At 65.8% G+C, this 22,780-nt stretch carries 17 protein-coding genes and 1 tRNA gene; 6 read left to right on the top strand and 12 right to left on the bottom strand.

Annotated features, from left to right (window positions below):
• Positions 1 to 56 precede the first annotated feature (56 nt).
• Both BM199_RS22065 and BM199_RS22060 read left to right on the top strand, forming a co-directional pair.
• A complete protein-coding gene (locus BM199_RS22065; protein WP_091675210.1) occupies positions 57 to 767 on the top strand; it encodes a response regulator transcription factor in 711 nt (236 codons plus the stop codon).
• A complete protein-coding gene (locus BM199_RS22060; protein WP_245788539.1) occupies positions 764 to 2,221 on the top strand; it encodes a sensor histidine kinase in 1,458 nt (485 codons plus the stop codon). Before BM199_RS22065 ends, BM199_RS22060 begins: the two co-directional genes overlap by 4 nt.
• A gap of 258 nt (positions 2,222 to 2,479) precedes the next feature.
• Here the strand turns inward: BM199_RS22060 and BM199_RS22055 are convergent, their stop codons facing one another.
• The 7 genes from BM199_RS22055 to BM199_RS22025 all read right to left on the bottom strand — a co-directional run bounded on the left by BM199_RS22055 (position 2,480) and on the right by BM199_RS22025 (position 11,546).
• Positions 2,480 to 3,772 (bottom strand): amidase, encoded by a 1,293-nt coding sequence (locus BM199_RS22055; RefSeq protein ID WP_177242735.1) that lies wholly within the window; start codon positions 3,770 to 3,772, stop codon positions 2,480 to 2,482.
• A gap of 67 nt (positions 3,773 to 3,839) precedes the next feature.
• The gene (locus BM199_RS22050) at positions 3,840 to 5,654 is read right to left on the bottom strand and encodes a hydantoinase B/oxoprolinase family protein (RefSeq protein WP_091675208.1); all 1,815 of its coding nucleotides are present in this window, start codon (positions 5,652 to 5,654) and stop codon (positions 3,840 to 3,842) included.
• On the bottom strand, positions 5,651 to 7,744 hold the full coding sequence (locus BM199_RS22045; protein WP_091675207.1) for a hydantoinase/oxoprolinase family protein: 2,094 nt from the start codon (positions 7,742 to 7,744) through the stop codon (positions 5,651 to 5,653). Before BM199_RS22045 ends, BM199_RS22050 begins: the two co-directional genes overlap by 4 nt.
• Before the next feature lie 61 nt (positions 7,745 to 7,805).
• The gene (locus tag BM199_RS22040; RefSeq protein ID WP_091675206.1) at positions 7,806 to 8,630 is read right to left on the bottom strand and encodes an HpcH/HpaI aldolase/citrate lyase family protein; all 825 of its coding nucleotides are present in this window, start codon (positions 8,628 to 8,630) and stop codon (positions 7,806 to 7,808) included.
• Positions 8,624 to 9,790, bottom strand: a complete 1,167-nt coding sequence (locus tag BM199_RS22035) for an acyl-CoA dehydrogenase family protein (RefSeq protein ID WP_091675205.1) — start codon at positions 9,788 to 9,790, stop codon at positions 8,624 to 8,626. Before BM199_RS22035 ends, BM199_RS22040 begins: the two co-directional genes overlap by 7 nt.
• Complete coding sequence (locus BM199_RS22030) at positions 9,775 to 11,007, bottom strand: CaiB/BaiF CoA transferase family protein (protein WP_091675204.1); 1,233 nt, start codon at positions 11,005 to 11,007, stop codon at positions 9,775 to 9,777. Before BM199_RS22030 ends, BM199_RS22035 begins: the two co-directional genes overlap by 16 nt.
• A complete protein-coding gene (locus BM199_RS22025) occupies positions 11,004 to 11,546 on the bottom strand; it encodes a MaoC family dehydratase (protein ID WP_245788538.1) in 543 nt (180 codons plus the stop codon). Before BM199_RS22025 ends, BM199_RS22030 begins: the two co-directional genes overlap by 4 nt.
• Positions 11,547 to 11,777: 231 nt before the next feature.
• Between BM199_RS22025 and BM199_RS22020 the strand changes: the two genes are divergently transcribed.
• Both BM199_RS22020 and BM199_RS22015 read left to right on the top strand, forming a co-directional pair.
• Positions 11,778 to 12,530: a FadR/GntR family transcriptional regulator gene (locus tag BM199_RS22020; RefSeq protein WP_091675202.1), complete on the top strand. Its 753-nt coding sequence runs from the start codon at positions 11,778 to 11,780 to the stop codon at positions 12,528 to 12,530.
• 93 nt (positions 12,531 to 12,623) lie between these two features.
• Entirely contained in the window at positions 12,624 to 14,030 is a 1,407-nt protein-coding gene (locus BM199_RS22015; RefSeq protein WP_177242734.1) for an MmgE/PrpD family protein, read from the top strand.
• A 416-nt stretch (positions 14,031 to 14,446) separates the two neighbouring features.
• Here BM199_RS22015 and BM199_RS22010 read toward each other — a convergent pair whose 3' ends face one another.
• Positions 14,447 to 14,917 carry a MarR family winged helix-turn-helix transcriptional regulator gene (locus tag BM199_RS22010; RefSeq protein WP_091675200.1) on the bottom strand — a complete coding sequence of 157 codons (471 nt, stop codon included), beginning with the start codon at positions 14,915 to 14,917 and terminating at the stop codon, positions 14,447 to 14,449.
• On the bottom strand, positions 14,914 to 15,972 hold the full coding sequence (locus BM199_RS22005) for an alpha/beta fold hydrolase (protein ID WP_091675199.1): 1,059 nt from the start codon (positions 15,970 to 15,972) through the stop codon (positions 14,914 to 14,916). Before BM199_RS22005 ends, BM199_RS22010 begins: the two co-directional genes overlap by 4 nt.
• A gap of 106 nt (positions 15,973 to 16,078) precedes the next feature.
• Between BM199_RS22005 and BM199_RS33395 the strand changes: the two genes are divergently transcribed.
• Positions 16,079 to 16,291, top strand: a complete 213-nt coding sequence (locus tag BM199_RS33395) for a hypothetical protein (protein ID WP_143101889.1) — start codon at positions 16,079 to 16,081, stop codon at positions 16,289 to 16,291.
• Between the two features lie 879 nt (positions 16,292 to 17,170).
• Here the strand turns inward: BM199_RS33395 and BM199_RS22000 are convergent.
• The 3 genes from BM199_RS22000 to BM199_RS33940 all read right to left on the bottom strand — a co-directional run bounded on the left by BM199_RS22000 (position 17,171) and on the right by BM199_RS33940 (position 20,811).
• The gene (locus BM199_RS22000; protein ID WP_091675198.1) at positions 17,171 to 18,631 is read right to left on the bottom strand and encodes an APC family permease; all 1,461 of its coding nucleotides are present in this window, start codon (positions 18,629 to 18,631) and stop codon (positions 17,171 to 17,173) included.
• Between the two features lie 35 nt (positions 18,632 to 18,666).
• Positions 18,667 to 19,815 carry a DmpA family aminopeptidase gene (locus BM199_RS21995; RefSeq protein ID WP_091675197.1) on the bottom strand — a complete coding sequence of 383 codons (1,149 nt, stop codon included), beginning with the start codon at positions 19,813 to 19,815 and terminating at the stop codon, positions 18,667 to 18,669.
• A gap of 914 nt (positions 19,816 to 20,729) precedes the next feature.
• Positions 20,730 to 20,811: transfer RNA gene (locus BM199_RS33940), tRNA-OTHER, on the bottom strand.
• Between the two features lie 369 nt (positions 20,812 to 21,180).
• Here BM199_RS33940 and BM199_RS21990 point away from each other — a divergent pair.
• A complete protein-coding gene (locus BM199_RS21990; protein ID WP_091675196.1) occupies positions 21,181 to 21,981 on the top strand; it encodes a hypothetical protein in 801 nt (266 codons plus the stop codon).
• Positions 21,982 to 22,780: the final 799 nt, after the last annotated feature.

Below are 22,780 nucleotides of genomic sequence, written 5' to 3'. Positions count from 1 at the left end.
GTGTTCTGTGGCCCGTCGTCCGTATCGTGGTCCCCGTGCAACGATCGGATCCGGCCATGACGCCCGGAGGCGGCGCCGAGCGGCTGCTTGTGGTCGACGACGAGGCCACCGTACGCGAGCTGCTCTCCGCCGCGCTGCGGTTCGCAGGTTTCGAGGTGAGTGCCGCGGCGAACGCCACAGAGGCGGTCGCCGCGGCCACCGAACAGCCGCCCGATCTGGTGCTGCTGGACATCATGCTGCCGGACATGGATGGCTTCGATGTGGTCCGGCAACTGCGCGCGCAACGCCCGGACAGTCGAAGCGGGCCGGTGCCAGTCCTGTTCCTCACCGCCCGCGACGGTCAGGCCGACAAGGTCACCGGGCTCTCCCTCGGCGCCGACGACTACGTGACCAAGCCGTTCGATTTGGCGGAGCTGATCGAACGGATCCGGGCGATCCTGCGCCGCACCACCGGCCAGCACACCGGCATGCTGACGGTGGGTCCGCTCGCGCTCGACGCCGAGGGGCACCAGGTGACGCGGGAGGGGCGGCCCGTCCGCATCTCCCCCACCGAGTTCCGCCTGCTGCACTACCTGATGGCCAACGCAGGGATCGTGGTGTCCAAAGCGCAGATCCTCGACCGCGTGTGGGAATACAACTTCGGTGGTGATGCCAGCATCGTCGACACCTACATCTCCTACCTACGGCGCAAAGTCGACACCGAAGAGCCCAAGCTCATTCACACCGTGCACGGCGTGGGCTACGTGCTGCGGGAGCCGCGGCGATGATGCACCCGCTGCGGCGGTTCTCGCTGCGGGCGAGGCTGCTAATGCTCACCGCAGGCCTGTTGCTGGCGGGGCTGAGCCTCATCAGCGCGGTCGTTGCCGACCGCCTCGAGAATTACCAGATCGAGCGGATCGACAGCCAGTTGCGCTCACTCACCGAGCTCATCTCCCACGTGTCGCCGGCCAACCTTCGGAACGCCGAGCAGACGGTCGCCCGTCCGGAACTTCTCGGCGCTGGGCTCAATTTGTTCGGCAGCCCGTATCTGGCGTACTTGAACACCGACAGAATGGTCGCAGCGGATATCCACGCCCCCGGGCTGGACAGCACCACCTTGCCGCCGCACGAAGAGATACGTGGGCTTCCCGCGACCGGGGCTGCCACCACGCTACGCGCAGCGGACGGTTCGGAACGCTGGCGAGCTGTCGCCCGGCCGGGCACCGGACGGGATGGGACGGTCGTCGCCGCCGCGCCGCTGAGTGAGGCCGACGCCACCATTGCCCAACTCAGGGCAGTGAGCCTGATCAGCGGTGCGGTACTGCTCGTGCTCCTGACGGCGGCGGGCTGGTTCGCCCTCGGCCGGGGCCTGCGGCCACTGCGTCGGATCGAGCATACGGCGGCCGCGATCGCCGAGGGTGACCTGTCCCGGCGCGTACCTGTCCTCGCCGCGCCCAACACCGAAATCGGGCACCTCGCGACCTCGCTCAACACGATGCTGGGTCAACTCGAACGAGCATTCGCCGACCGGGCCGCGTCCGAAGCTCGAATGCGCACCTTCCTCTCCGACGTCGGCCATGAGCTGCGCACACCGCTGTTCGGCATCAAGGGCCTGACCGAGCTCTATCGGATGGGCGCGCTACCCGAGCGCACCGACGTGCACGAAGCGATGCGCCGCATCGAGCGGGAGGCCGCCCGGCTCACCGCCCTCACCGAGGACCTCTTGCTGCTCGCCCAGCTCGACCAGGCACCCGACGCGCAGCTCGACCGTGCCCCGATGGATCTGCGCACCCTCGCGGGCGACGCCCGGCACGATCTCCGCGCTCTCGACCCGGCTCGGACGATCGAGCTCACCGGGCCGGGCGGAATCGGACCACCCGGCCCGGCCCCTGTGCACGCCGACGAGGCCCGGCTAAGACAAGTCGTCACCAACCTGGTGGGCAATGCCATCGTCCACACCCCACCCGGCACCCCGGTCCGTGTCGGAGTCGGCACGGCGAACAGCAGAGCCGTGCTGGAGATCGCCGACCAGGGTCCGGGGATGGCTGCCGAGCAGGCCGATCGCGTCTTCGACCGCTTCTATCGGACAGACCGTTCCCGCAACCACTCAGGCGGCGCGAGCACGGGTCTCGGGCTCGCCATCGCCCGGTCCCTTGCCAGGGCCCACGGCGGTGACATCGAACTGGACACCGCACTCGGCGACGGAGCCTGTTTCCGGATAACACTGCCCCTGTCGGACTGACCTGAACACCTGCCCGCTGTCCACAGTAGAAGGTGCGGTGATCAGCGGATCCGCTGCACCATGTTTTCGGCCGATTCGATGACCACGCCAGGCTGGTCGGCCGGGATGTCGTGCGAGCTTCCCGCGGCGACAACGAGTCGCCGGTTCGGCGCTGCCCGCGCGAACTCCTGCTGCGCCTCTCGCCATAGCTTCGCGTCCTTTTGTGTGGGGAACGGCGTCTGTGACAGCCTCGACTGGCACGCTCGCCCAACTGGGGTTTCACCTCATGGTTCGTTCGTAGGCGGCAGCGGCCATCAGAACCACGTGGTCGTCCCATCGGGCGCCGCTGAGCTGCAGTCCCACCGGCATGCCGGATCTGGGATGGAATCCACAAGGGATACTGATCGACGGACCCCCGTACATGGACCAGGCGTAGGTGAACCTCGCGATCTCGCGGGTGGACGCGGCGAGGTCCACCGCGTCGTGCAGCGGCACGTCAAGCGGGATCGTCGGTGTGACGACGACGTCGACATCGTCGAAGACGGCGTCGACCCTCCGCTGGAACCCGAGCTGCCAAGCGCGTGCCTGCCGGGTGCGCTCCGCGGTGACCCCTTGCCCGAGCCGCAGCCGCCGTAACACATCGGGATCGATGGTATCGGGCTCGTACCGCAGACGGTCGGCGTGCACAGCAGCAGCCTCCGGATACATGATATCCAGCATTCGCTCCTGCGCACGACCTGCATCAGGCACGTCCACGTCCCGCACCTGAGCGCCCAGCCCACGCAACGTGTCCACAGCGGACCGGATCACGCTCTGTACCCCGGGGTCCACACCCTCGTCGAAAAACTCCCGCGGCAAGCCCACTCGCAGCCTTTCCGGCTCGCGTTCAAGGCAGGAGCCGACCGCGATACGCCCACCCGCCCCGGAGGTCGGATCGTCGGGGGCCCAGTGTTCCAGCGCGGCGAGCACCGCCGCGACGGTGTGAACGTCACGCGCCATCGGCGTGACCGTGTCGAACGACGGGCTGACCGGCAACACCCCACGGTTGGACACTCGGCCGACGGTCGGCCTCATCCCGACGATGCCGTTGACAGCGGCGGGAATCCGTCCGGATCCTCCGGTATCGGTGCCGAGCGCGGCCGTGGACATCCCGGCGGCCACGGCGACCGCCGAGCCGCTGCTGGACCCACCGGCGATGCGATCGCGATCCCAGGCGTTGCGACAGTCGCCAAAAGTACGGTTACGACCGGTCACGCCCATGGCGAACTCCGCCATGTTGTTCTTGCCCATCACCACCGCACCGGCCTGCCGTAGCAGCCGGGTGACGGCGGCATCGGCGGGAGCCACGCCGCGCGCATGATGGCCCGACCCAGCGGTGGTGGGTACACCTGCGACGTCGATGTTGTCCTTCAGCGTCACGGTCAGTCCGTGCAATGCCTCCCGTGGTCCCGATCCGGCGTCCAAGCGGTCGGCATCCCGCAACGCCTGCCGCTCGAGCGTGACGACCATTGCGTGCAGCTGCGGGTCGCGCTCCCCCACCCGTCGCAACTGCCGCTCAACCTGCTCACGCACCGCCCCCACCACCGCCTCCTTCCTGCGCGGGTGGGCGGATCACACCGCCCACCCGCCAGCGAACGACCTATCCTGCGAGCTGTTGCGCGCGCCGCTGAGAAGTCGCCTCCTCGTCCACGGTCATGGTCGCCTCGTCGATGACCACGCCGTAGTGCTGCCTCGCGTCCGACACGGAGACGAAGTCGTCCAGCACATCCTCGAGCACGACCGCGGCCTGCCTGCGGAACGGATCGCCGTAGCCGCCCCCGGAGGGCAGCTTGATCTCCAGTGTGTCACCGGCAGCGCACATCTCCTGCGTGACCTTCGAGTAGAGCGGCTCCTCCCGATTGGTCCCCTGGTTGCGGGTGAACGCGCCGGGCAGGCCGTTGTGCCCGCCCGCGAGCCCCTTGGGCGGGTCGGTCCGGTTGTCCGCTTCGGAGCCGATGAACGTGTCGGTGAGCATCTTCCATTTCCGGACGCTGCCGATCCCCCCTCGGTACTGGCCGGGAGCGGGCGGTTCGTCTCGCAACTCGTACCGCTCGGCGAGCATGCCGTGGTTGAGTTCGAGTTCTTCGATCGGGTTGTTCCGGGTGTTGGCCATCAACGTGTCGACGCAGTCCAGCCCGTCCTTTCCGTTGCGCGCGCCGTAGGAACCCTCGTTGATCTCGATATAGACCCAGTAGGACTGTCCGTCCGGGGCCAGCCCGGAGTACGCGATCGCGCACAGCGCCGCGGATGAGCCCGCCACCGCGCGGTGTGGCAGCACGTCGGCCAGCGCCAGATTGATCGAGTCGAAGATCCGGTTGATCTGGGAGAAGCGGGCGAAGCAGGAGGCCGGGAAGTCCGGGTTGAACAGTGAGCCTTCCGGCGCGTATGCCTTGGCCGGCCGGAAGCAACCATCGTTCTGCGGCACGAACTCCTCGGTCAGCGCCTCGTCGAGCAACAGGGTACGTACCGCGGAGGCGACGGTGGGCAGGACCGATCCCTCGAACGGCACGTTGAACGCGGTGGGAACCTGGTCGTTGGAGCCGGTCAGATCGACCGTGATGTCGCCGTCGGCGACCTTGACCTTCACCGCGACCTTCAGCGGCACCCCGCGGTTCTTGCCGTCGTCGTCCAGGTACGAGACCGGGGCCTCGTACTCGCCCTCCGGGATCTCGCGGATCTTGCGCCGCAGCATGTCCTCGGAGTAGTCCATCCACCTGTCCGCGGCCGACAGCACGACGTCGACGCCGTAGCGGTCGAGCAGATCGGTGAAGCGTTTCTCCCCCAGCCGTGCGCAGGCGATGAGTGCCTCGAGGTCACCGGCGTTCTGCTCCGGAGTACGCACGTTGTCCAGGATGTGCTGGATGAGGGCGTCGTTCCGCACGCCAGCGTCATAGATCTTCGCCGAATCCATCAGCTTTCCCTCGGCCCAGACGTCGACGACGTCCATACACAGCCCAGGGAAGTTGCCGCCGATGTCGGAGACGTGACCGGTACAGCCCGCGAAGCCGATGTGCCGGTCACCGTGGAAGATCGGGATCATGATCCCGTAGTCGGGCGAGTGAGCGGCTCCGTGGTAGGGGTGGTTGTGCAGGATGACGTCGCCCGGCTGGTAGGTGCCGGCGAGCTTACGGTTGATCCCTCGGATGTATGCGGGAATCGAACCACAGTGCATGGGCGTGGAGTCAGACTCGCACAACTCTCGGCCATTGGAGTCGAAAATTCCCGCGCCGAGGTCCTCGGACTCCCGGATGAGGCTGGAGTACGCCATCCGGTAAAGGATCTGGGCCATCTCCTTGGCGATGGAGTTCAGTGCACCCCCGATCACGCGCAGGGTGATCGGGTCGACCTCAACTGTCGTGAAGTCCTGGGGTGCTGTGCCGGCGAGTGACACACCGGCGGGGTCGAGAGCGGTCACCGCTGGCCTCCCTGGGTCTCGGTGGTGTTGATGACGATGTGGCCGACCGGGTCGATCGTGGCGCGTTGCTGGGGACCGACGACAGTGGTGGAGTCGAACTGCTCGACGATCGCCGGCCCGGTGATCACATTGCCCGCTTGAAGCAGTGTGCGGTCGTACACGGTCGTGGTGAAGGGCCTCGGCTCGTTGTCGTCCGTCCAGAACAGGGCTTCGGTGGTGGTCTTGATCGCGGCGGACGGATCGGCCCCGCCGGCCTCGATCTCGGCGAGCGGCACGTGCCCGACCTTTCCGATCGCGGTGACCCGGACGTTGACGAAGTGCACCGGCTTGTCGTCGAAGCGCTGCCGGTACGTGCGTTCGTGTACATCGTGGAAGGCTTCGGCGGCCCGGGCGATCCAGCCGGTGTCGATCTCACCGGCGGGTGCCGGCACCCGCAGCTCGTAGCCCTGCCCGATGTAGCGGCAGTCGAGACTCCGTTCGAGCACGATGTCCTCCGGGCGCAGCCCGTCGGCGGCCAGCTGCTCCACGGCCTGGGCGCTGAGCCGGTCGAACTCGCCGGCAATCCGCTCGGTGTCGGGGTCGGCGGACGAGGTCCACACGGTCGCGGGTGTCTCCACGCGGATATCGGTGGCCAGCAGCCCCATCGCCGAGGCGATGCCCGGGTGGTGCGGCACGATGACGCGCGGGATGCCCAGCTGCTCGGCGATGTGCCAGGCGTACAGCGGGCCGGCGCCGCCCTCTGCGACCAGGGAGAAATCTCGCGGGTCGTAGCCCTTCCGCACCGAGTGGAGGCTGATCCCCTCGGTCATGGCGTGTGCCAGGATCTGGAAGATCCCGATCGCGGCGTGCTCGACCGTACTTCCGAGTTTGCTCGCAATGTGCTCGTCGATCGCCTTGAGCGCGAGCTCCGGCTCCACTCGCATCGCCCCCGAGAGGAAGCTGTTGGCGCGCAGCCATCCCATGGCGACCATGGCATCGGTGCTCGTCGGTTCGGCGCCGCCGCGGCCGTAGCAGGCGGGGCCGGGATCAGCGCCCGCGCTTCGCGGTCCGACGCGGAACATGCCACCTTCATCAATGAAGGCGACCGACCCACCCCCGGCCCCGATCGTGTCGACCTCGGCCATCGGAACCATGGCGTGGTAGTCGCCGATCCGGGTGTCGAGCAGGTGCTTCATCCGCAGCCTGCCGTCCGGTGCGACGCCGATGTCGGCAGAGGTGCCACCGACGTCGAGGGTGATCACGCTCGGGTAGCCCGATGCCTTGCCGATGGCGCAGCCACCGAGCAGCCCGGCCACGACGCCGCTGGTCAGCAGCAGTACCGGGTTGTCGGCGGCTCTGCGCGAGGTGATCAGGCCACCCGCCGAGGTCATCAGTCGAATGTCACCGCGTACTCCGGCCTCGCGTGTCGTGTTCGCGAGGTTGTCGATGTAGTTGGAGACCTTGGGTCCCACGAAGGCGTTGAGCGCGGTGGTGGAGAAACGCTCGTACTCCCGGTACTGCGGTGCCACCTCGCTGGACAGCGAGACGAACACGCCCGGGAACTCCTCCTGGATGATCCGCTTGACCACCTGCTCGTGAACGGGATTGCGGTATGCGTGCAGGAAACACACGGCGATCGCGCGCACACCTTGTGATTTGAGCACCCGCACCTGCTCGCGCACGGCGTCCTCGTCGAGCGGGACGAGGATCTCCCCTGTCGCGTCAATCCGTTCCGGCACGACCCTGCGGCTTCGCCTGCGCACCAGCTGCCATTTCTGCCACGGCAGGTCCTGGTACGACGAGTAGTTCAGCGGTCGCTTCTTCCGGGCGATATGCAGGAGGTCCCGAAACCCCTCTGTGGTGATGAGGCCGACCTCGGAGCCGTTGTGCTCCAGCACGATGTTGGTCGCGACGGTCGTGCCGTGCAGGAAGTGGCCGAGCTCGTCGATCGAGATGCCAACCTTGTCGACGAGTTGCTGGACACCGTCCACGGTGGCCAGTGAAGGGTCCTGAGGTGTCGAAGGAACCTTGTGCACGGCCACCGAGCCGTCCTCGTCCCAGTACATGAGGTCGGTGAAGGTGCCTCCGACATCCACTCCGATGCGTTTCATTGTCCGGTCCTCCTTGACCCGCGAATGCTGTGCTGCGTCGTCGATGTACTCGGGTGATCACTCATCGGTGTCCTTCAGCCAGCGCGAGAACGCGCCGAGCCCGGCGAACCACGGCCACGTCAACCATGCGTCCCGCCAACACGACGACTCCTGTTCCCTCCGATTCGGCGGCCTCCGCCGCGCGGATCACCGCGCGCGCGTCGGCCACCTCCTGGTCACCGGGCCGCATGGCTTCGTGAGCCACCTCGACCTGTCCAGGGTGGATGCACATCCGGCCGAAGAACCCATTCCGCAGCAGTGCAGCGGTGGACGCGGTGAACTCCGCCAGATCGTTTACTGTGGCGGCGACCGGCGCCGGCGGCGGGGCGAGTCCCGCCGCGGCACAACCCGCGACAACCTGTGCCCGTGCCCACGCCAGAGGCGCTTGGTCAGTATCGGGCGACGCGGTGCCGAGGTCGGCCGCGAGGTCATACTCCCCGAGCGTGAGGGTATGCACACCGGGAAGCGCGGCCAACTCATGCAGCTGCCACAAACCACGTGCCGTCTCCACCAGCCCGAACAGCGGCCGCCGGGACCGGTCCGTCACCGCCGTTACGCCCTCCGGCTCGGCCTTGGGCAGGATGATGCCCCCGATACCGAGTTCCTCGACAGCGTCCAGGTCCGCGTCGAGGTGTCGTTGGTCGTTGTTGACCCGCACCCACACTCGGCTCGCGGTGTCCTGGTTGCGGCGCAACCAGTCCGCGATGTCCGCACGCGCGTCCGCCTTGCCCAGCACGGGCACGGCGTCCTCCAGGTCCGCAACGACGACATCGGCGACGCGAGCCGCCTTGGTCAGGCGGTCCGGCCGGTTTCCGGGGCAGAACAGCCAGCTGCGCGGGGTTACCATCCGACCCTGCCCTTTCCGGAGACGAGTGCCTTGGCGATGACCGTCCGCATGACGTCGCTCGTGCCTTCGCCGATGGTCATCAGTATCGAATCGCGGTAGAGGCGTTCGATCTCGAACTCGGCGGAGTAGCCGTAGCCACCGTGCACCCGCATCGAGTCCTGCGCGGCCTGCAACGCAACCTCGGACGCGAACAGCTTGGCCATCCCCGTTTGCAGGTCCGAGCGCTCGCCGTGATCCAGCGCGGAGGCCGACCAGTACGTCAGCAGCCGCGCCGCCTGCAACTGCGTGGCCATCTCTGCGAGCCGGATCTGAATGGCTTGGAACTCGGCGATGGGGTGACCGAAGGCGTGGCGCTGCCGCGCGTAATCCAGTGCCTCGTCGTAGGCACGCTGGGCGATACCGAGGCTGCGGCCCGCGATATTGAGCCTGCCGACCTCCAGCGCCGAGAGCACCTGTTGCATGCCGCGCCCCTCGACGCCGCCGAGCAGGTTGCTCGCCGGCACGCGCACGTTGTCGAAGACGACCTCGCACGACTCGGTGCCCTTGTACCCCAGCTTCGGAATGTCCCTGGCGACCTCGAATCCCGGTGACGCCGCGTCCACGAGCAGAACGCTCATGCCCTTGTGCGCCGGATGCGAGGTCCGGTCGGTCTTGACCAGAACCGGTAACGGGTCGGCATGGCGGGCGTTGGTGATCCACATCTTGCTGCCGTTGACGACATAGCTGTCGCCGTCGGCGACAGCGGTGGTCCGGATTCCCTGCAGATCGGTGCCCGCGTCCGGTTCGGTAAGCGCGATCCCGGTACGCCGCTGCCCGGTGGCGAGTTCGGGAAGATACCGCCCCTTCTGCTCCTCCGTGCCGTGCCGCGCGAGCATCCAGCAGGACAGCGAGTGGCTGCCGAGTATCCCGGCCACACCCATCCAGCCTCGCGCGATCTCTTCGAACATCAGCGTGAAGGACACGAAGTCGGCGTCCGCGCCGCCGTAGGACTCGGGAATCATCAGGCCGAACAGACCGAGCTGTTTCATCTGTTCGACGATCTCGGCCGGGTAGCGGCCTGCCTGCTCCCATTCCCTGGCGACCGGCACGATCTCCGAGTCGACGAAGTCCCGCAGTGCCGCGCGAAACTGTTCCTGATCCGCATTCAGTGCGAAGTCCACGGTCCGCTCCCCTCCGGTCCGAAGGCGCCGTCGCGCGCCAGCTGGCGAATCCGCTCCGGGGTCGTGCCCAGCAGGTCGGCCAGAACAGTGTTGGTGTGCTCGCCCAGAAGGGGTGCGCGCTGGTACTCCGCGCGCGGCTCCCCCGCCCGTACTGGCGAGGCCACCTGCCGCACCACGCCGAAGCGTGGGTGCTCGGTGGAAACGACCATTCCCCGGGCCTTCGTGTGCTCCTCTGCCAGCGCCTGCGGAACGGTGTTGATCGGCGCGCAGGGAACCCCGCCATTCTCCAGCAACTCGAGCCACTCGGCCGTGTCACGCTGCACGAGCTCCTTCTCCAGGAGCTGTACACATTCGGCAGAGTTGTCGTACCGGTCTGCGGGTGTAGCGAACTTCGCGCTCAATGCCCACTCCGGTGCGCCCAGCACCTCAACCAAGCGCTCCCAGAACTTCTGCTTCGCGCAACCGATGACGATCCACGAGTCGGCGGTCGGGAAGTTCTGGAACGGGACCAGACTCGGATGCGCCGAGTGGTGCGTACGCTTCGGCTCGAACCCTCGGTTGAGATGCCACGTCGCGAGATAGGTGAGCATCCCGATCGCGGTGTCGTACAGGCTGACATCACAGTCCATTCCGGTGCCGCCTCGGCGGGCCGCGTGAATACCGGCCAGCATGGACATCGCGGCAACGAAACCACCTGAGTAGTCCACCATGGACAAACCGGATTTGGTCGGCGGACCGTCAGGCTCGCCGGTGACCGACATCCAGCCCGCCAGTCCCTGCAGCATGTAGTCGTAACCGGGCTGCTTGGCCCGTGGGCCGGTCATCCCGTACCCCGACAGTGAACAGCACACGATCTTGGGATTGAGATGCTTGAGGTCGTCGTAGCGAATAGCCATCTTCTCCGGCACGTCGCCGCGAAGGTTGGAGTAGACGGCGTCACTGACCTTCACCAGCTCTTCGAAGGCGCTCCGACCTGCCGGATTGGTGAGGTCGAGCAGCACAGATCGCTTGTTGCGATTGAAAGCCTCGAAGAACAGCGAGTCCGCCTCCTCCGCGTACGGGGGAGTGTGCCGGCCGACATCGCCGCCGAAGCGTGGATCCTCGATCTTGATGACCTCGGCGCCGAGATCGGCGAGATGCACCGAACCGAACGGGCCGGCACCGTATTGTTCCACCGCAAGGATGCGGATGTCGCTCAACGGCAGTGATTCGCTCATGCCGTCCCCTCCGTCGTTCCGGATAGTGTCAGCGGCCCGTTCTTCGCCTCGGGGAACGAGTTGATCGCCTCGGCCTGCGAGTGCTTGTACACCAGAACCGTGCGGTCGAACGAAAGGCACTCGTCACCGTCACCATTCAGCGCGCGGGTGTGCACGTTGACCAGGCCTGCGTAGGGCCTGGATGACGACTCCCGACGGCCGGTGCAGATCGACTCGGCATAGAGAGTGTCGCCCACAAACACCGGGTGAGTGAGCCGCACATTCGTGAGTTCGAGGTTGGCGACGGCCTTCTGACTGATGTCGGTGACGCTCTGGCCGATCAGCATCGCGATCGTGAGGCCGGAGTTCACCAGGATCTTGCCGAACGGTGTGTTCTTCGCGTAATGGGCATCGAAGTGAGCCGGGTGCGTGTTCATCGTCAGCAAGGTGAACCACGTGTTGTCGGCTTCGCTGATCGTGCGGCCCAACGGGTGGCGGTAGACATCACCCACGACGAAATCCTCGTAGTAGCGCCCTTGCCAGCCATCGTGCACGGCCACGGGGTACCTCCTCTGTACGGCTATCCGCCGTTCTCGTGATCGACGGGGCATGCCTCGGGGACTGGCGATGGGCCGCCTCCGGCATGCGGGTTGCCGAGAAGTATGCATCTGACAACCCCTTGCGGCAATACCTCAGACATTTAAATATCGAAGCGGGCGGACACGGCAGACTTGATGTCATACGCTTGTCGGCACGATCCACGCAGAACTGAACGAACAGGGGAATCAAGGATGAGCGAGAAGGCCGGCGCCTACGCAGGGCTGCGTGTTCGCCGGGTGCAGGCGGCCTACCGACAGGTAGCCGACCAGCTCAAAGAGCAGATTCTGACCGGTGAACTGGTCTCTGGCACCCGATTGCCCAGCGAGGCGGACCTCGCCCGGCTGTTCGGCGTCAGCCGTAGCACTGTCCGGGAGGCGCTACGGCTGCTCGCCAGCCAGCACCTGATCGACACCACGCGGGGCGTGACCGGTGGCAGCTTCGTGTCAAGCCCCGACGCGGGCACCGTGGCGGAGAATCTGGGCGGCACACTGGGTCTGCTGCTCAACGCCCACGACATGACGGTGGCCAATCTACTCGAAGCGCGCTTGATCCTGGAACCGTCGGCGGCGCGGCTCGCCGCCGAGCGGGCTGACACCGCGACGCTCGAGGCGTTGCGGTCGACCATCGAGAGCACCTCGGCACTGGCTCCGGCCCGCGGTTTCGAAGTGCATTGGGACTTTCACACCACACTGGTGGCAGCCACCGGCAATCCCCTTCTGCGACTGATGTGCCAGCCGGTCAACCAGGTGTTGCGAACACGACTGCATCGAGAGCGGATCGCGAGGGAGGTCTGGGATCGCGTCGACACCGATCACATCGACATCTACCAGGCTGTCGCCGACGGCGACGTCAGCCGAGCGGAGCAGTTGACGCGCGACCACCTGCACAGCCTTCGCCCGCTGTACGAGCAGATGGACGACGGCGACCGAGCGCAGGTCCACTAATTGTCTGATGTTTATATTGCGGCGGTCCGAGCGATAATGCAGACTACTGGTGGGCCGGGTCGGCCGACACGCGACTCATGTAAGGACTCATCCATGCAACAGCCCACCGTGGCCGAACACATTGGCGAGTTCGCCGCGCAACTCCGGTTCGAGGACCTTCCCGTCGACGTCGTCGAGCACGCACAGCATCTCGTTCTGGACTCGGTAGGGGTCGCGTTCTGCGCAGCGAACGAACCGTTCGCGGAACGGGCACGTCGCGCGCTCGGATTACTCGGAGACGGCACACAGCCGGTGCTCGCACTACCCGATCGCCTGTCACCGCGTGATGCCGCGATGCTCAACGGAATCCTCATTCACGGGCACGACTTCGACGACACTCACATCGGTTCGATCGTGCACGTCTCGGCGTCCGCCTTGCCCTCGGCGATCGCCTCCGCGATCATGAACGACCGAACCACCCGGGAGATGCTTGTGGGCTATGTCCTGGGTGTCGAGGTGAGCGCGCGAATCGGCCTCGCCGCACATGGCGGCTTCCACGAAGTCGGCTTTCATCCCACGGGGCTTGCGGGTGCCTTCGGCGCCGCTGTCACCGCCGGCAAACTTGCCGGCCTGGACGCGCAAGGCATCGCCGGCGCACAGCAGGTCGTCGGGTCGATGGCCTCCGGGATCCTGGAGTTCCTCGATGACGGAGCTTGGACCAAAAGGCTGCACCCGGGCTGGGCGAGCTCGTCGGCTCTCACCGCCGCGGCCTTTGCCGGCGCGGGTTGGCCCGGGCCGCGGCGGGTGTACGAGGGCCGCTACGGCCTCTACGCCACGCACCTCGCCGGCAAGGACTGGGATGCCGAAGCGATCACCGCGGGCCTCGGTGACCACTGGGAACTCCTCGCGACGGCCGTCAAGCCCTACCCCAGCTGCCACTTCACGCACGGATTCGCGGACGCGGTTCTCGCGTTGCGGTCAGCAGCAGGCTTCGCCGCGGAGGACGTTGAACACATCCGCTGCCTCATCCACCCCACCGCCGCCGCCGCCGTGTGTGAGCCACTCGAGCGTAAACGGCGACCACACGACCTCTACGACGCCAAGTTCAGCGTCCCCTATGTCGTCGGCGCCTGCCTGTCGCGAGGCAAACTCACCCTCGCCGAGTTCACCGACGACTCACTCGACGACCCCGCGATCCACAAGCTCGCAGACCGCGTGGATGTCGCCGACGACCCGGACAGCCGGTTCCCTCAAGCCTATTCCGCCGCAGTCGAGATCACTCTACGAGACGGCCGCCGTCTCAACAGGCGCGAACCGGTGAACCGTGGCCACCCCGAGCGGCCACTGAGCCATCAGGAGATTCAGGACAAATTCACCGCCAACATGCGCGCGGTCGGTGACGAACAGTTGATCCAGCGGGTACGCGATGTGGTTCGCGATCTCGGATCGGACCACAGCGCCCTGGAGTTCGCCGAAGCTTGCAGCGCTGCACCTGCGGCGGGTGGGGGCGAGGTGTTATGAGGTGACGGTCCCTGAGGTCCCAGTGTCGTCGCGTCCCAAGTCTTGGTGACGTCGCGAATCAACTCGAGCAAAACCGTCTCGTCGTTGACCGCTCGACGGGATAACGGCCTGTTGCCCTTGGCATCGATCACCATGCAGTGGTGATGCGCCTTGCCGATGTCGGCCCTGCCCAGATCTTCCCTCACGATCACCTCCGCGTTCGCCGAACAGGTCCCATCGACGACCTCGCCGGCGCTTCCTTACAGAGCGGTCTGCGAGACCCTACGACGGCCCTCGAACATCAGCGCCGTGGGCCGGAAGTCGGGCCATGAGTATGTCCCAGCGTGCCGACGGAGGTGGTGGTGGTGGTGTTGACGTTGGGCGGCGCGGATCTGCGGGAGTGCACTGATGTCTACGGGGCGGGGCCGCGCCCCGCCTCATGCCGACGGTCCCGCCGAACAGGGGTGTCCCGACCGCAGAAGCTGCCCCAGTGCGGTCTTGACGTCGTCGAACCGCTCGGCACCCACCACGCGGGCACTGCGGTCCTCGAGTTCGGCGAAGTACTGCGCGGCGGCCTCTGCCGCTGCCTCGCCCCGTTCGGCGAAGACCACGATGCGCGCCCGTCCGTCGGACGGATCGGGGATCCGCCGGACATAGCCCGCATGTTCCAGATGTGTGACCAGTTCGCTGATTCCCTGCGGCGTCATCCCGGCCCGGTGCGCGAGGACTGTCGGCCTGATTCCGTCGCACTCGATGTGGCGCAACACATTGATGACATGAGTCGGCCTGAGGTCGTGGAAGCCACGACTGCTCAGGTGGTCGTCCAGCCCGGCCACCACCCAGTCCAGCATCTGGCTGATCAGCTGGGGCAGGGAAGCCGGCCCCGCGTTCGCCGGTGATTCGGTCATCGGGGGAGATCGCCTCTCGAGCTGGAATCGTGCTGCCGGACCCACTCGGCGACCGTCTTCGTGAAGAGTTCGGGCTGACACAGATTCGACGGGTCAACGGAGTCCTCGATAAGCATGAACTCCGATACCGGCAACGCTTCGTGGACCCTGCGCATCATCGTCACCCCCGTCGGCATCGCGGCACCGGCAAGGCACAGCGTAGGCGTGACGCAGTGCCGTAGACGGTCTTCCAACCGGATCGCGTTCACGGCCCGACGTTGCTTCACGAGATCGTCGCGCCGGGAGTTCACCAGAGTATCTGCCACTGCCCGCCCAGCCTCTGGCCACCGCCGGTAGAGACGCCGCTCGAGCGCGACCAGCCAGCGCTTCGGCAGCCGGAAGAGGAGCGGCTGCACCTTCGCGCCTGCCATCAACAGGCGCTCGGGCACGCCCCGCGGCCGCGTATCGCAAAAGCTGTCGCAGATCACCGCAGACGCGACACGTTCCCCGTGGTCCAGCAAGAGCGTCTCCGCCACGACCCCGCCGTAGGAGATGCCCACCACGTGCGCCGACTCGATCCCTCGCTCGTCCAGGGCGTCGACGATGTCCTGGGCCTGCGTTCGCAGGACATCACCTTCCGGGACACCGTCGAGGGTGGGTGACTCACCGCAGCCACGTAGATCGACGGCGAGGCAGCGGAACTCGTCCCGTAACCCCTCCACCTGTGCCGCATACATCCGATGATCGCTACCCAGTATGGGGAGCAAGACGACAGCCGGACCACTGCCTTGGTCGAGTACGAACAACACGTCCTCCACGCTGCCGGGGCGGCAATCTACTTCAGCTTCCTTGTAAAGGAACTTACTAAGGTTCCTTGAGCATAGGCGTGGCAAGAGGCTGTGGCAAGACCGTGCTAAGGCGGCGGCCGACCCCGGCGTATGCGTGACGGATAGCTGTATGTCACCCGCGGACCAGCGGCCGACCCGCCGCACAACCAGAATCCAGCCAACCGGTTCAGGGAGGTTGTTCAGGCTGCGCAGGGACGTCACTGCCGATCCCTGACTCTGACTCGGCATTGAGGGACCGCCGTGTCGGCGCTGGCGGCGAGGCACGGCCGTCGTTCCCGCAGCTTCTCTCACCCCCGCCGAGGCGGGCGGACTTCTCGCTGTGCGGGAGTCCTGGTTGAGACGTCATGCGGGGACACGTGCGGTCCCTCGTGCCGCTACTCGCGCCGACCAGATCCCCGAAATCGCCCAAACCCGCCCACTCGGGCACCACCTCGACAACCGCATCGTCGAGACCTACAGCCACGTCGCCCCCGAAGTCGAACACCGACTCCTCACCGCCCTCGAACACCGCTGGCACACCCCCACCACCAGGCTCGCCCACCCCTGACGACGAGCCACTGGCCCCAGTTGTCCCCCTCTTCGCCGGTACGCGGGACACCACCCACCCACACCACAACGTCGAGCGCCAGCAACGAAAGCACCGGAATACACAGTCCACACGCCACCGGCCGCTGCCCCCAAGCGCCCCACCTGGGGCACGCACACGGCAGTCCCCCGGACCATCCAAGATCACCCCTGGGCACAAGAAAACCCCTCCGACCAGCCAAAACGGCATCCACCTCCGATTCGGCGACCGAGTCATCGTCGAACATCCGACGTTCCTCCCACTTCTGGATCTACTGGAGGCAGCCGGGGTTGACGTGCAAGGAGTGAGCCTGGACGAGGAGGGCCTGATCCCTGAGGAGTTGAACTTGCTGAGGTGGTTCGGGGTCGCGACATCCTGGTCGTCGAGGACGACTACGCCAACGGAATCAGCAACTCGCCGGATCTCGGCATCGGCGTCTTCGAGCCCACGATGACGGTACACATCCGGAGCTACTCCAAGTCCCACGGTCCAGACCTCCGCCTGGCGGCCGTGACAGTCGACGCGGCGCGCGTCGAATACGCTCGCCGCCGAAGCGCCTTCTACGAAGTGCTGGCCGACTTCGGGATCCAGACACTCGACTCCGACGGCCTGAACGTTTGGATTCCCGTCCTCGACGAGGCGGTGACGCTGATGCGCCTAGCCTCCCTCGATATCGGCGTCACTCCGGGCGAACCGTTCGCGCTGCTCCCTGAGGAGGGCAGACGCATCCGCGTGACCACTGGGCTCCTTGATCGGGACCCTCGAGCGAGTAGCGTCCCAGGTTGCCGAGGCTGCCCTGATGGACGGCTGGCGCACTGGCGCCCGTTGAGGTTGCGTTGCAGGACCGCTCAGGAGGCGGCGCTAGGGCTTTCGGGCAACGTGCGCGCCCTGTCCCCGAACGTAGCCGATGATGAAGCCAACCACCGGGATGAGCCCCAGGAACGTACTCACACCGGCGCTTCCTCCCGTCACGAGCGTGAAGTTGGAGACCACCAGGTACAGGCTCAGGAGAAGCCCGAGGCAGGCCAGTACCGGCGTGACTCGCGTGGACCAGAGGTGACCCTCGCGCAGGTCGCTGCGCCGGGTGAAGAAGAAGATCACCGCCAGCGACGTGCTCAGCATGAGCAGCACCATGCCCATGGTCGCCACGCCTGCCATCGAGCCGAAGACGCCGACCAGCGGGTCGAGGTCGAGCACAGCGAAGAGGCAGAGGATCAACGCGGCAGTCACCGTCTGCACCAGCGACGAGATCGACGGCGAGTCGTGACGGGCGTGCACTCGTCCGATCGACTCAGGCAACAAGCCCTTCCGAGCCAGGACGTACTTGTAGCGGGCGATCACGTTGTGGAATGACAACACGCAAGCGAAGAGGCTGGTCAGCAGCAGAATGTTGACGACATCCCGGCCCACCCGGCCGAGGTACTCGTCCGCCAGGCCGAGGAGCATGTTGCTCTCCCCTGCAAGCGTCGCCTCCGCGACGCCGACGACGTCGTCAACGCCGAAGCCGAGCACCATCGCCCAGCACGTGATCGCGTAGAACGATCCGATGACCGCGACCGCGATGTAGGTCGCCCGCGGGATCGTTCGAGCGGGGTCCCGTGCCTCGTCGCGGAAGACAGCGGTGGCCTCGAAGCCGATGAACCCGGTGAGCGCGAACAGGATCGGCACTCCGATTGATCCCGAAGTGATCGTCGAGCTGGTGAACGACTCAACGTTGATGCCCTCAGCTCCGCCGGAGCCGAAGATCAAGGCGTCCATGATGACGACGATGCCGACCTCACAGATGAGGGCCACGCCGAGCACCTTCGCGCTCAGTTCGATGTGGCGGTACCCAAGGACGGCAACGATGACCAGGGCGGCGAACGCGTACACCGGCCACGGGACGTCCGGCCCACCGTAGAACTGGACCGTGTCATTGACCGCCCAGCCGAGGTAGCCGTAGATACCGACCTGGATGGCGGTGTAGGCGATCAGCGCGACGAAGGCGATTCCCATGCCAGCGCGCTTGCCGATGCCTTCGGTCACATAGGAGAAGAAGGCGCCGGCCTCGCGCACGTGCGGAGTCATTGCGACGAACCCGATCGAGAACAGCAGGAGAACCGCTGCGGCGATGAGGAAGGCCACGGGAGCGCCCGCGCCGTTTCCGATTCCGATGGCGAGCGGAACGTTGCCGCCGATGACGGTCAACGGCGCAGCGGCGGCCATCACCATGAAGACGATGGCCCCGGTGCCCAGGTTTCCGGAAAGGGTCGAACCTGCGGCAACTGCCCTGGGATCGGCGACTGTTGGGTCGGCGTCCCGTGAGTTGGTGTTCGCACTCATCGCATCTCGCTTCCAATGTGGATCATTCTGGTCGGTCATGCCGGATCCGAGAACGCGCTTTCCATCAGTTCGGGTAGCCGATCGGTTGGGAATCCCGGACTTCGGTGGCCATCTCGACCGATCATCGTGGTGCTGGCCGCCAGGACGTTGGCGATTGACTCTTCAACCGCCTGCACGAGTGCCTCGTAGAGCGCGTCCATCGAACCCCACGACAGGAACTCCAGATTCCGAATGTCGCCCTGCGTGGCCGTGTCGAGAGAGCTGTCCAACATGCCGACGTTTGCCGTGGAGAACGCCAGGAACAGGTCACCCGAGAAGTGGCTTCCGGTCGTGCCTGTCCGCGCGAGGCCGAGTGGCACGCGCCTGGCCAGGGCCTTGCATTGCCCCGGGAGCAGCGGAGCGTCGGTGGCCACGATCGTGATGCACGAACCTGCGCCTGCGGGTGCTAGCCACGACGGGTCCGCGATCGGATTGTCGTCTGCGAGCAATTTCCCCAGCGGGCGTCCGGTCAGCATCAGTTCACGACGAGCACCGAAGTTGGCTTGCATGAGAACCGCCATGGTGTACTGACGGGAACCGACAGTCACGACCCGGGAACTTGTGCCGGTCCCGCCCTTGAACTCGTAGCAGTTCATGCCGGTTCCGCCGCCGACCGACCCCTCTTGCACTGATCCCCCCGAGGCGTTGTCGAGCGCCGACCAGGTCAGTTCGGGGGTAATGTGCCGCCCGTAGATGTCGTTGAGGTATCCGTCCCAGGTCTCCCCCACTACCGGCAGGAGCCAGCGGCGCTTGAGCTCAGGGTTCTGCTTGGCAGACCACTCGATGATTCCGCGGTGTACGGCGCCTACTGCATGGGTGTTGGTGATACCGATAGGAAGCGAGATCGCTCCTACCTCGTCGACCCATGCGGTTCCCGTTAGCTCGCCGTTTCCATTCAGGGAGAACCAGCCTGCCGGACAGGATCGGCCGACACCGTCGCGGCCCAACGGCAGGATTGCGGTGACACCGGTCCGTACTGGACCCTCGCCTGATACAAGCGCACCGTCTTCGGAGACAAGCGTCTCGTAACCGACTTCCACGCCAGGAACGTCGGTTATCGCGTTGTAAGGGCCCGGTACTCCTGAGAAACGCAATCCCAAGTCTCGCCCCCGCGGTCGCCCTCCTGAGCTGTCGTTGTTTGTCATCGGTGATCCTCTCAGGGATGTCGCCACCACTCGCGGTTGTGCATGCGGTGCAGCCAGGAAGCCGACCCGGCCCGCAGATCACACCTGAGCCGGCTGTCTGCATGGCTGGCCTACTGAAAGAGCTGCTGCCCAGATGAGCGGTGGGCGGAGGTTGTCCCGGTGGGTTGGGCGAACCTCGTTGCCTCCACACGTCCAGGGGGTGTCTGGACGACGTCGAGCGTATGACTGGAGAGAGGCACCACACAATAGGCAGTTTGTAGTGTTACAAAAAGTAGTTTGGCACCTGTTATGGCCAGATTGCGGTCCCGCTTCGACTAGATCCTCGATGGTTCGGCAGGCATAGCTAAGAAATCCGCGGGACATGAAGTCCTTGAACGCCGACCGTCCTCGTTCTCGCCAGGTGTCGTCGCCGTGGCCCAGTAGGGACGTCACGTTCGCCTCGGCCAGCAGCCGTGTTACGCGCATGACGATGGGGGCGGAATCTTGCCGCGATGCTCGTCGCTGCGGTATTGCAGATATGCACTTGAGCTTGCCTGATCACATCAAGCTACCAATCGCTTACTGGCACAAGATTGGTTCAGGCGAGGAGGGACTCGCAACCCCGTCCACCGGCTCCACCCCATTAAACCCGGCCTGACCTTCCACGACCCGCCACAGCCACAAAACCTGGCTCATCGCCGCCACCAACCGCGTACGGGGGCACGCCCGAAATGCCTCGACAGGACCATCCGTCCGACCGACCGTGCTGGAGCAGTTCTGGTGACCCCATTTCGCCCGGAATCCCACACTGCTCCAGTTTTGCTCCACCTACTGAACAGTAACTGAAGCGGAATACACAATGGACGAACTTTCGGTGCACCTAAAAATAGCGCCCGTCCTGCATCAACACGCAGGCCGGGCAATCATGAAAGCTGTGGAGCTAAGGGGGCTCGAACCCCTGACCCCCTCACTGTCAGTGAGGACCGGGCCACTCTTAGTTCGCAGGTCAACGATAGCAAGACGAGAATCCAGTAATCAAACGCTGCCCTTTACTGCACTTGAGCGCTGTTTCCCCCGGTTCAACACGCCCCTGTGCTCCACGATTGCTCCAGACATAACCGTGTGAAGCCCCGGCGTCGATTGTCGGAAAACACGACAATGTGGGCCGGATGGCGTTCGTGCATGATTCCGGTGCGGGCGAGGTTAGAGCATGCTCCTGTCCATATCCGATCACCGCCTCGTCCTCACCAACTCAACGCCTCACGATGGGATCACCGCAACCAGCCCGACGGCTCTAGGTTCACGGAGGACGCTGGCAGCAGGAGCTGCCATCCGCGAAGACCAGCTCGCCCCCTTCTAGGGCGCCACGACTGGAATCATGAACGCATGCCCGAGGATTCGAACCCGCTGTCAGCGTTATGGCCGCCCGCACTGACCGAGACCACCGACTGGTTGCGGGAGATGTGCGGCGACGGCCTGACCGGATTCATGCCACCAGCGATGCCGGACGCGGCCTGGGTCCTCAACGCCATGTACGAGCACGAGCGCGGCCCAAGCGAGACGTCCTACCACGATCACCACCAAACCCGGCTGGCAGATGGAAGCGCCCAGCCCTTCATCGTCGGCGACATCGACCTCGACGCCGTGAGCGTGACCACAGGAGGCGGACTGGGGCGCGCCGAACACCCCGGTCCAGGGTGGCAACGGCTACGCTGGGCGGAACTCGCCCAACGCACGGGCGACCCCATCGTTCCCGACGGGCTCCTGCCCTGCTACCGATGCTTCCCCTCCGCCACAAAGAAGGGCAGTTGGCCGCTCGGCATCATCCCACCCACCGAGGGAAGCCTGGACCGCGAAACCTGGACCCGGCTGATCAACATCCTCACCGAACAGAGTCCTACAGGCCCGAACACCCCCTGCCTGGCCTACTACAACCCGCTCACACTCGGGGCCACCGACCTCGACAACTTCCACGTACGTGCGGGACACCTCGGCGACGCCGAGATCCTGTACGACGCTCCCGAGCCCGACTTCAGCCCTTCCAACCTCTGGGCCGAGGACCACTCATGGTGCCTGTGCACCGACTACGACCTGTGGGCCACCAAAGTTGCCGGTCCCCCAGCCCTGATCGAAGCACTGCTGCACGACTTCGAGATCGAAGCGGTACAGCTTTCCTGGGCCCACTGACGCTGACCGCACCGGCTCCACATGCCAGCACACCTACGTGGCGCGTCCGCGCACGCAAGCTCGAACCACTCAACCAGCGACAATGGCCCCACCAGGGAGAGGATCAAGCGTGCGCGGAGACCGACATCTTCTGACGGTGCCGCGCAAGCCAGGTCAGCACCCACTTCTTGAGCAGCTACAAGAACGATCGACCGGGGACGCACATCCCACTCGACGAGCAGAGCACACACCTACATCACCGACCCCCAACCCACTACACCCGACCACTTGCCCCGGTTGTCCCACTTTTCGCCGGCACGGGACACCACCGACCAGCACCACACCGTCCAGCGCCAGCAAAGAACCGGGCTGAATCAGGGACGTGTAGCCGTGTCTGCTGCACGAGTAGGTGGCAGTGGTTGACTGGTCAGCCTAGCTGTCAGAGGAGATCGACCGTGGATACCGCTGAGCCTGCTGACGCGTTGCCGACGAACGAGTCTTCGCGGCCTGAGGCGCCGCGCGCGCCGTACCGGCACGATGCGGCACACATTCCCGCGCTGGCGCGCCTGGCCGACGCGGCATGCGAGGACGTGGACGATCCACCCGAGGCGGGTGTGCGGGTCGAGCAGCTCGCGGAGCAGATGGCTCCTGCTGCCGAGCGCCCCGACGCTCGGGCGGTGGCGCTTGCGTTCTCCTATAACCTGCGCCGCCGCGAGATCCCACGGGGCGGCGGAGCTGGGCCCGCTGGATGGCCCGTCGATATATCCGACGGCGATGCGCGAAAGAGTCAAAACCGCAGGTCAACGGCAACTAGAACCCT

It is taken from the genome of Amycolatopsis marina (genome assembly GCF_900111885.1).
Lineage (GTDB): Bacteria > Actinomycetota > Actinomycetes > Mycobacteriales > Pseudonocardiaceae > Amycolatopsis > Amycolatopsis marina.
Note: the sequence above shows the minus strand (reverse complement) of the source record. Positions and strands in the feature narration are given on the sequence as shown.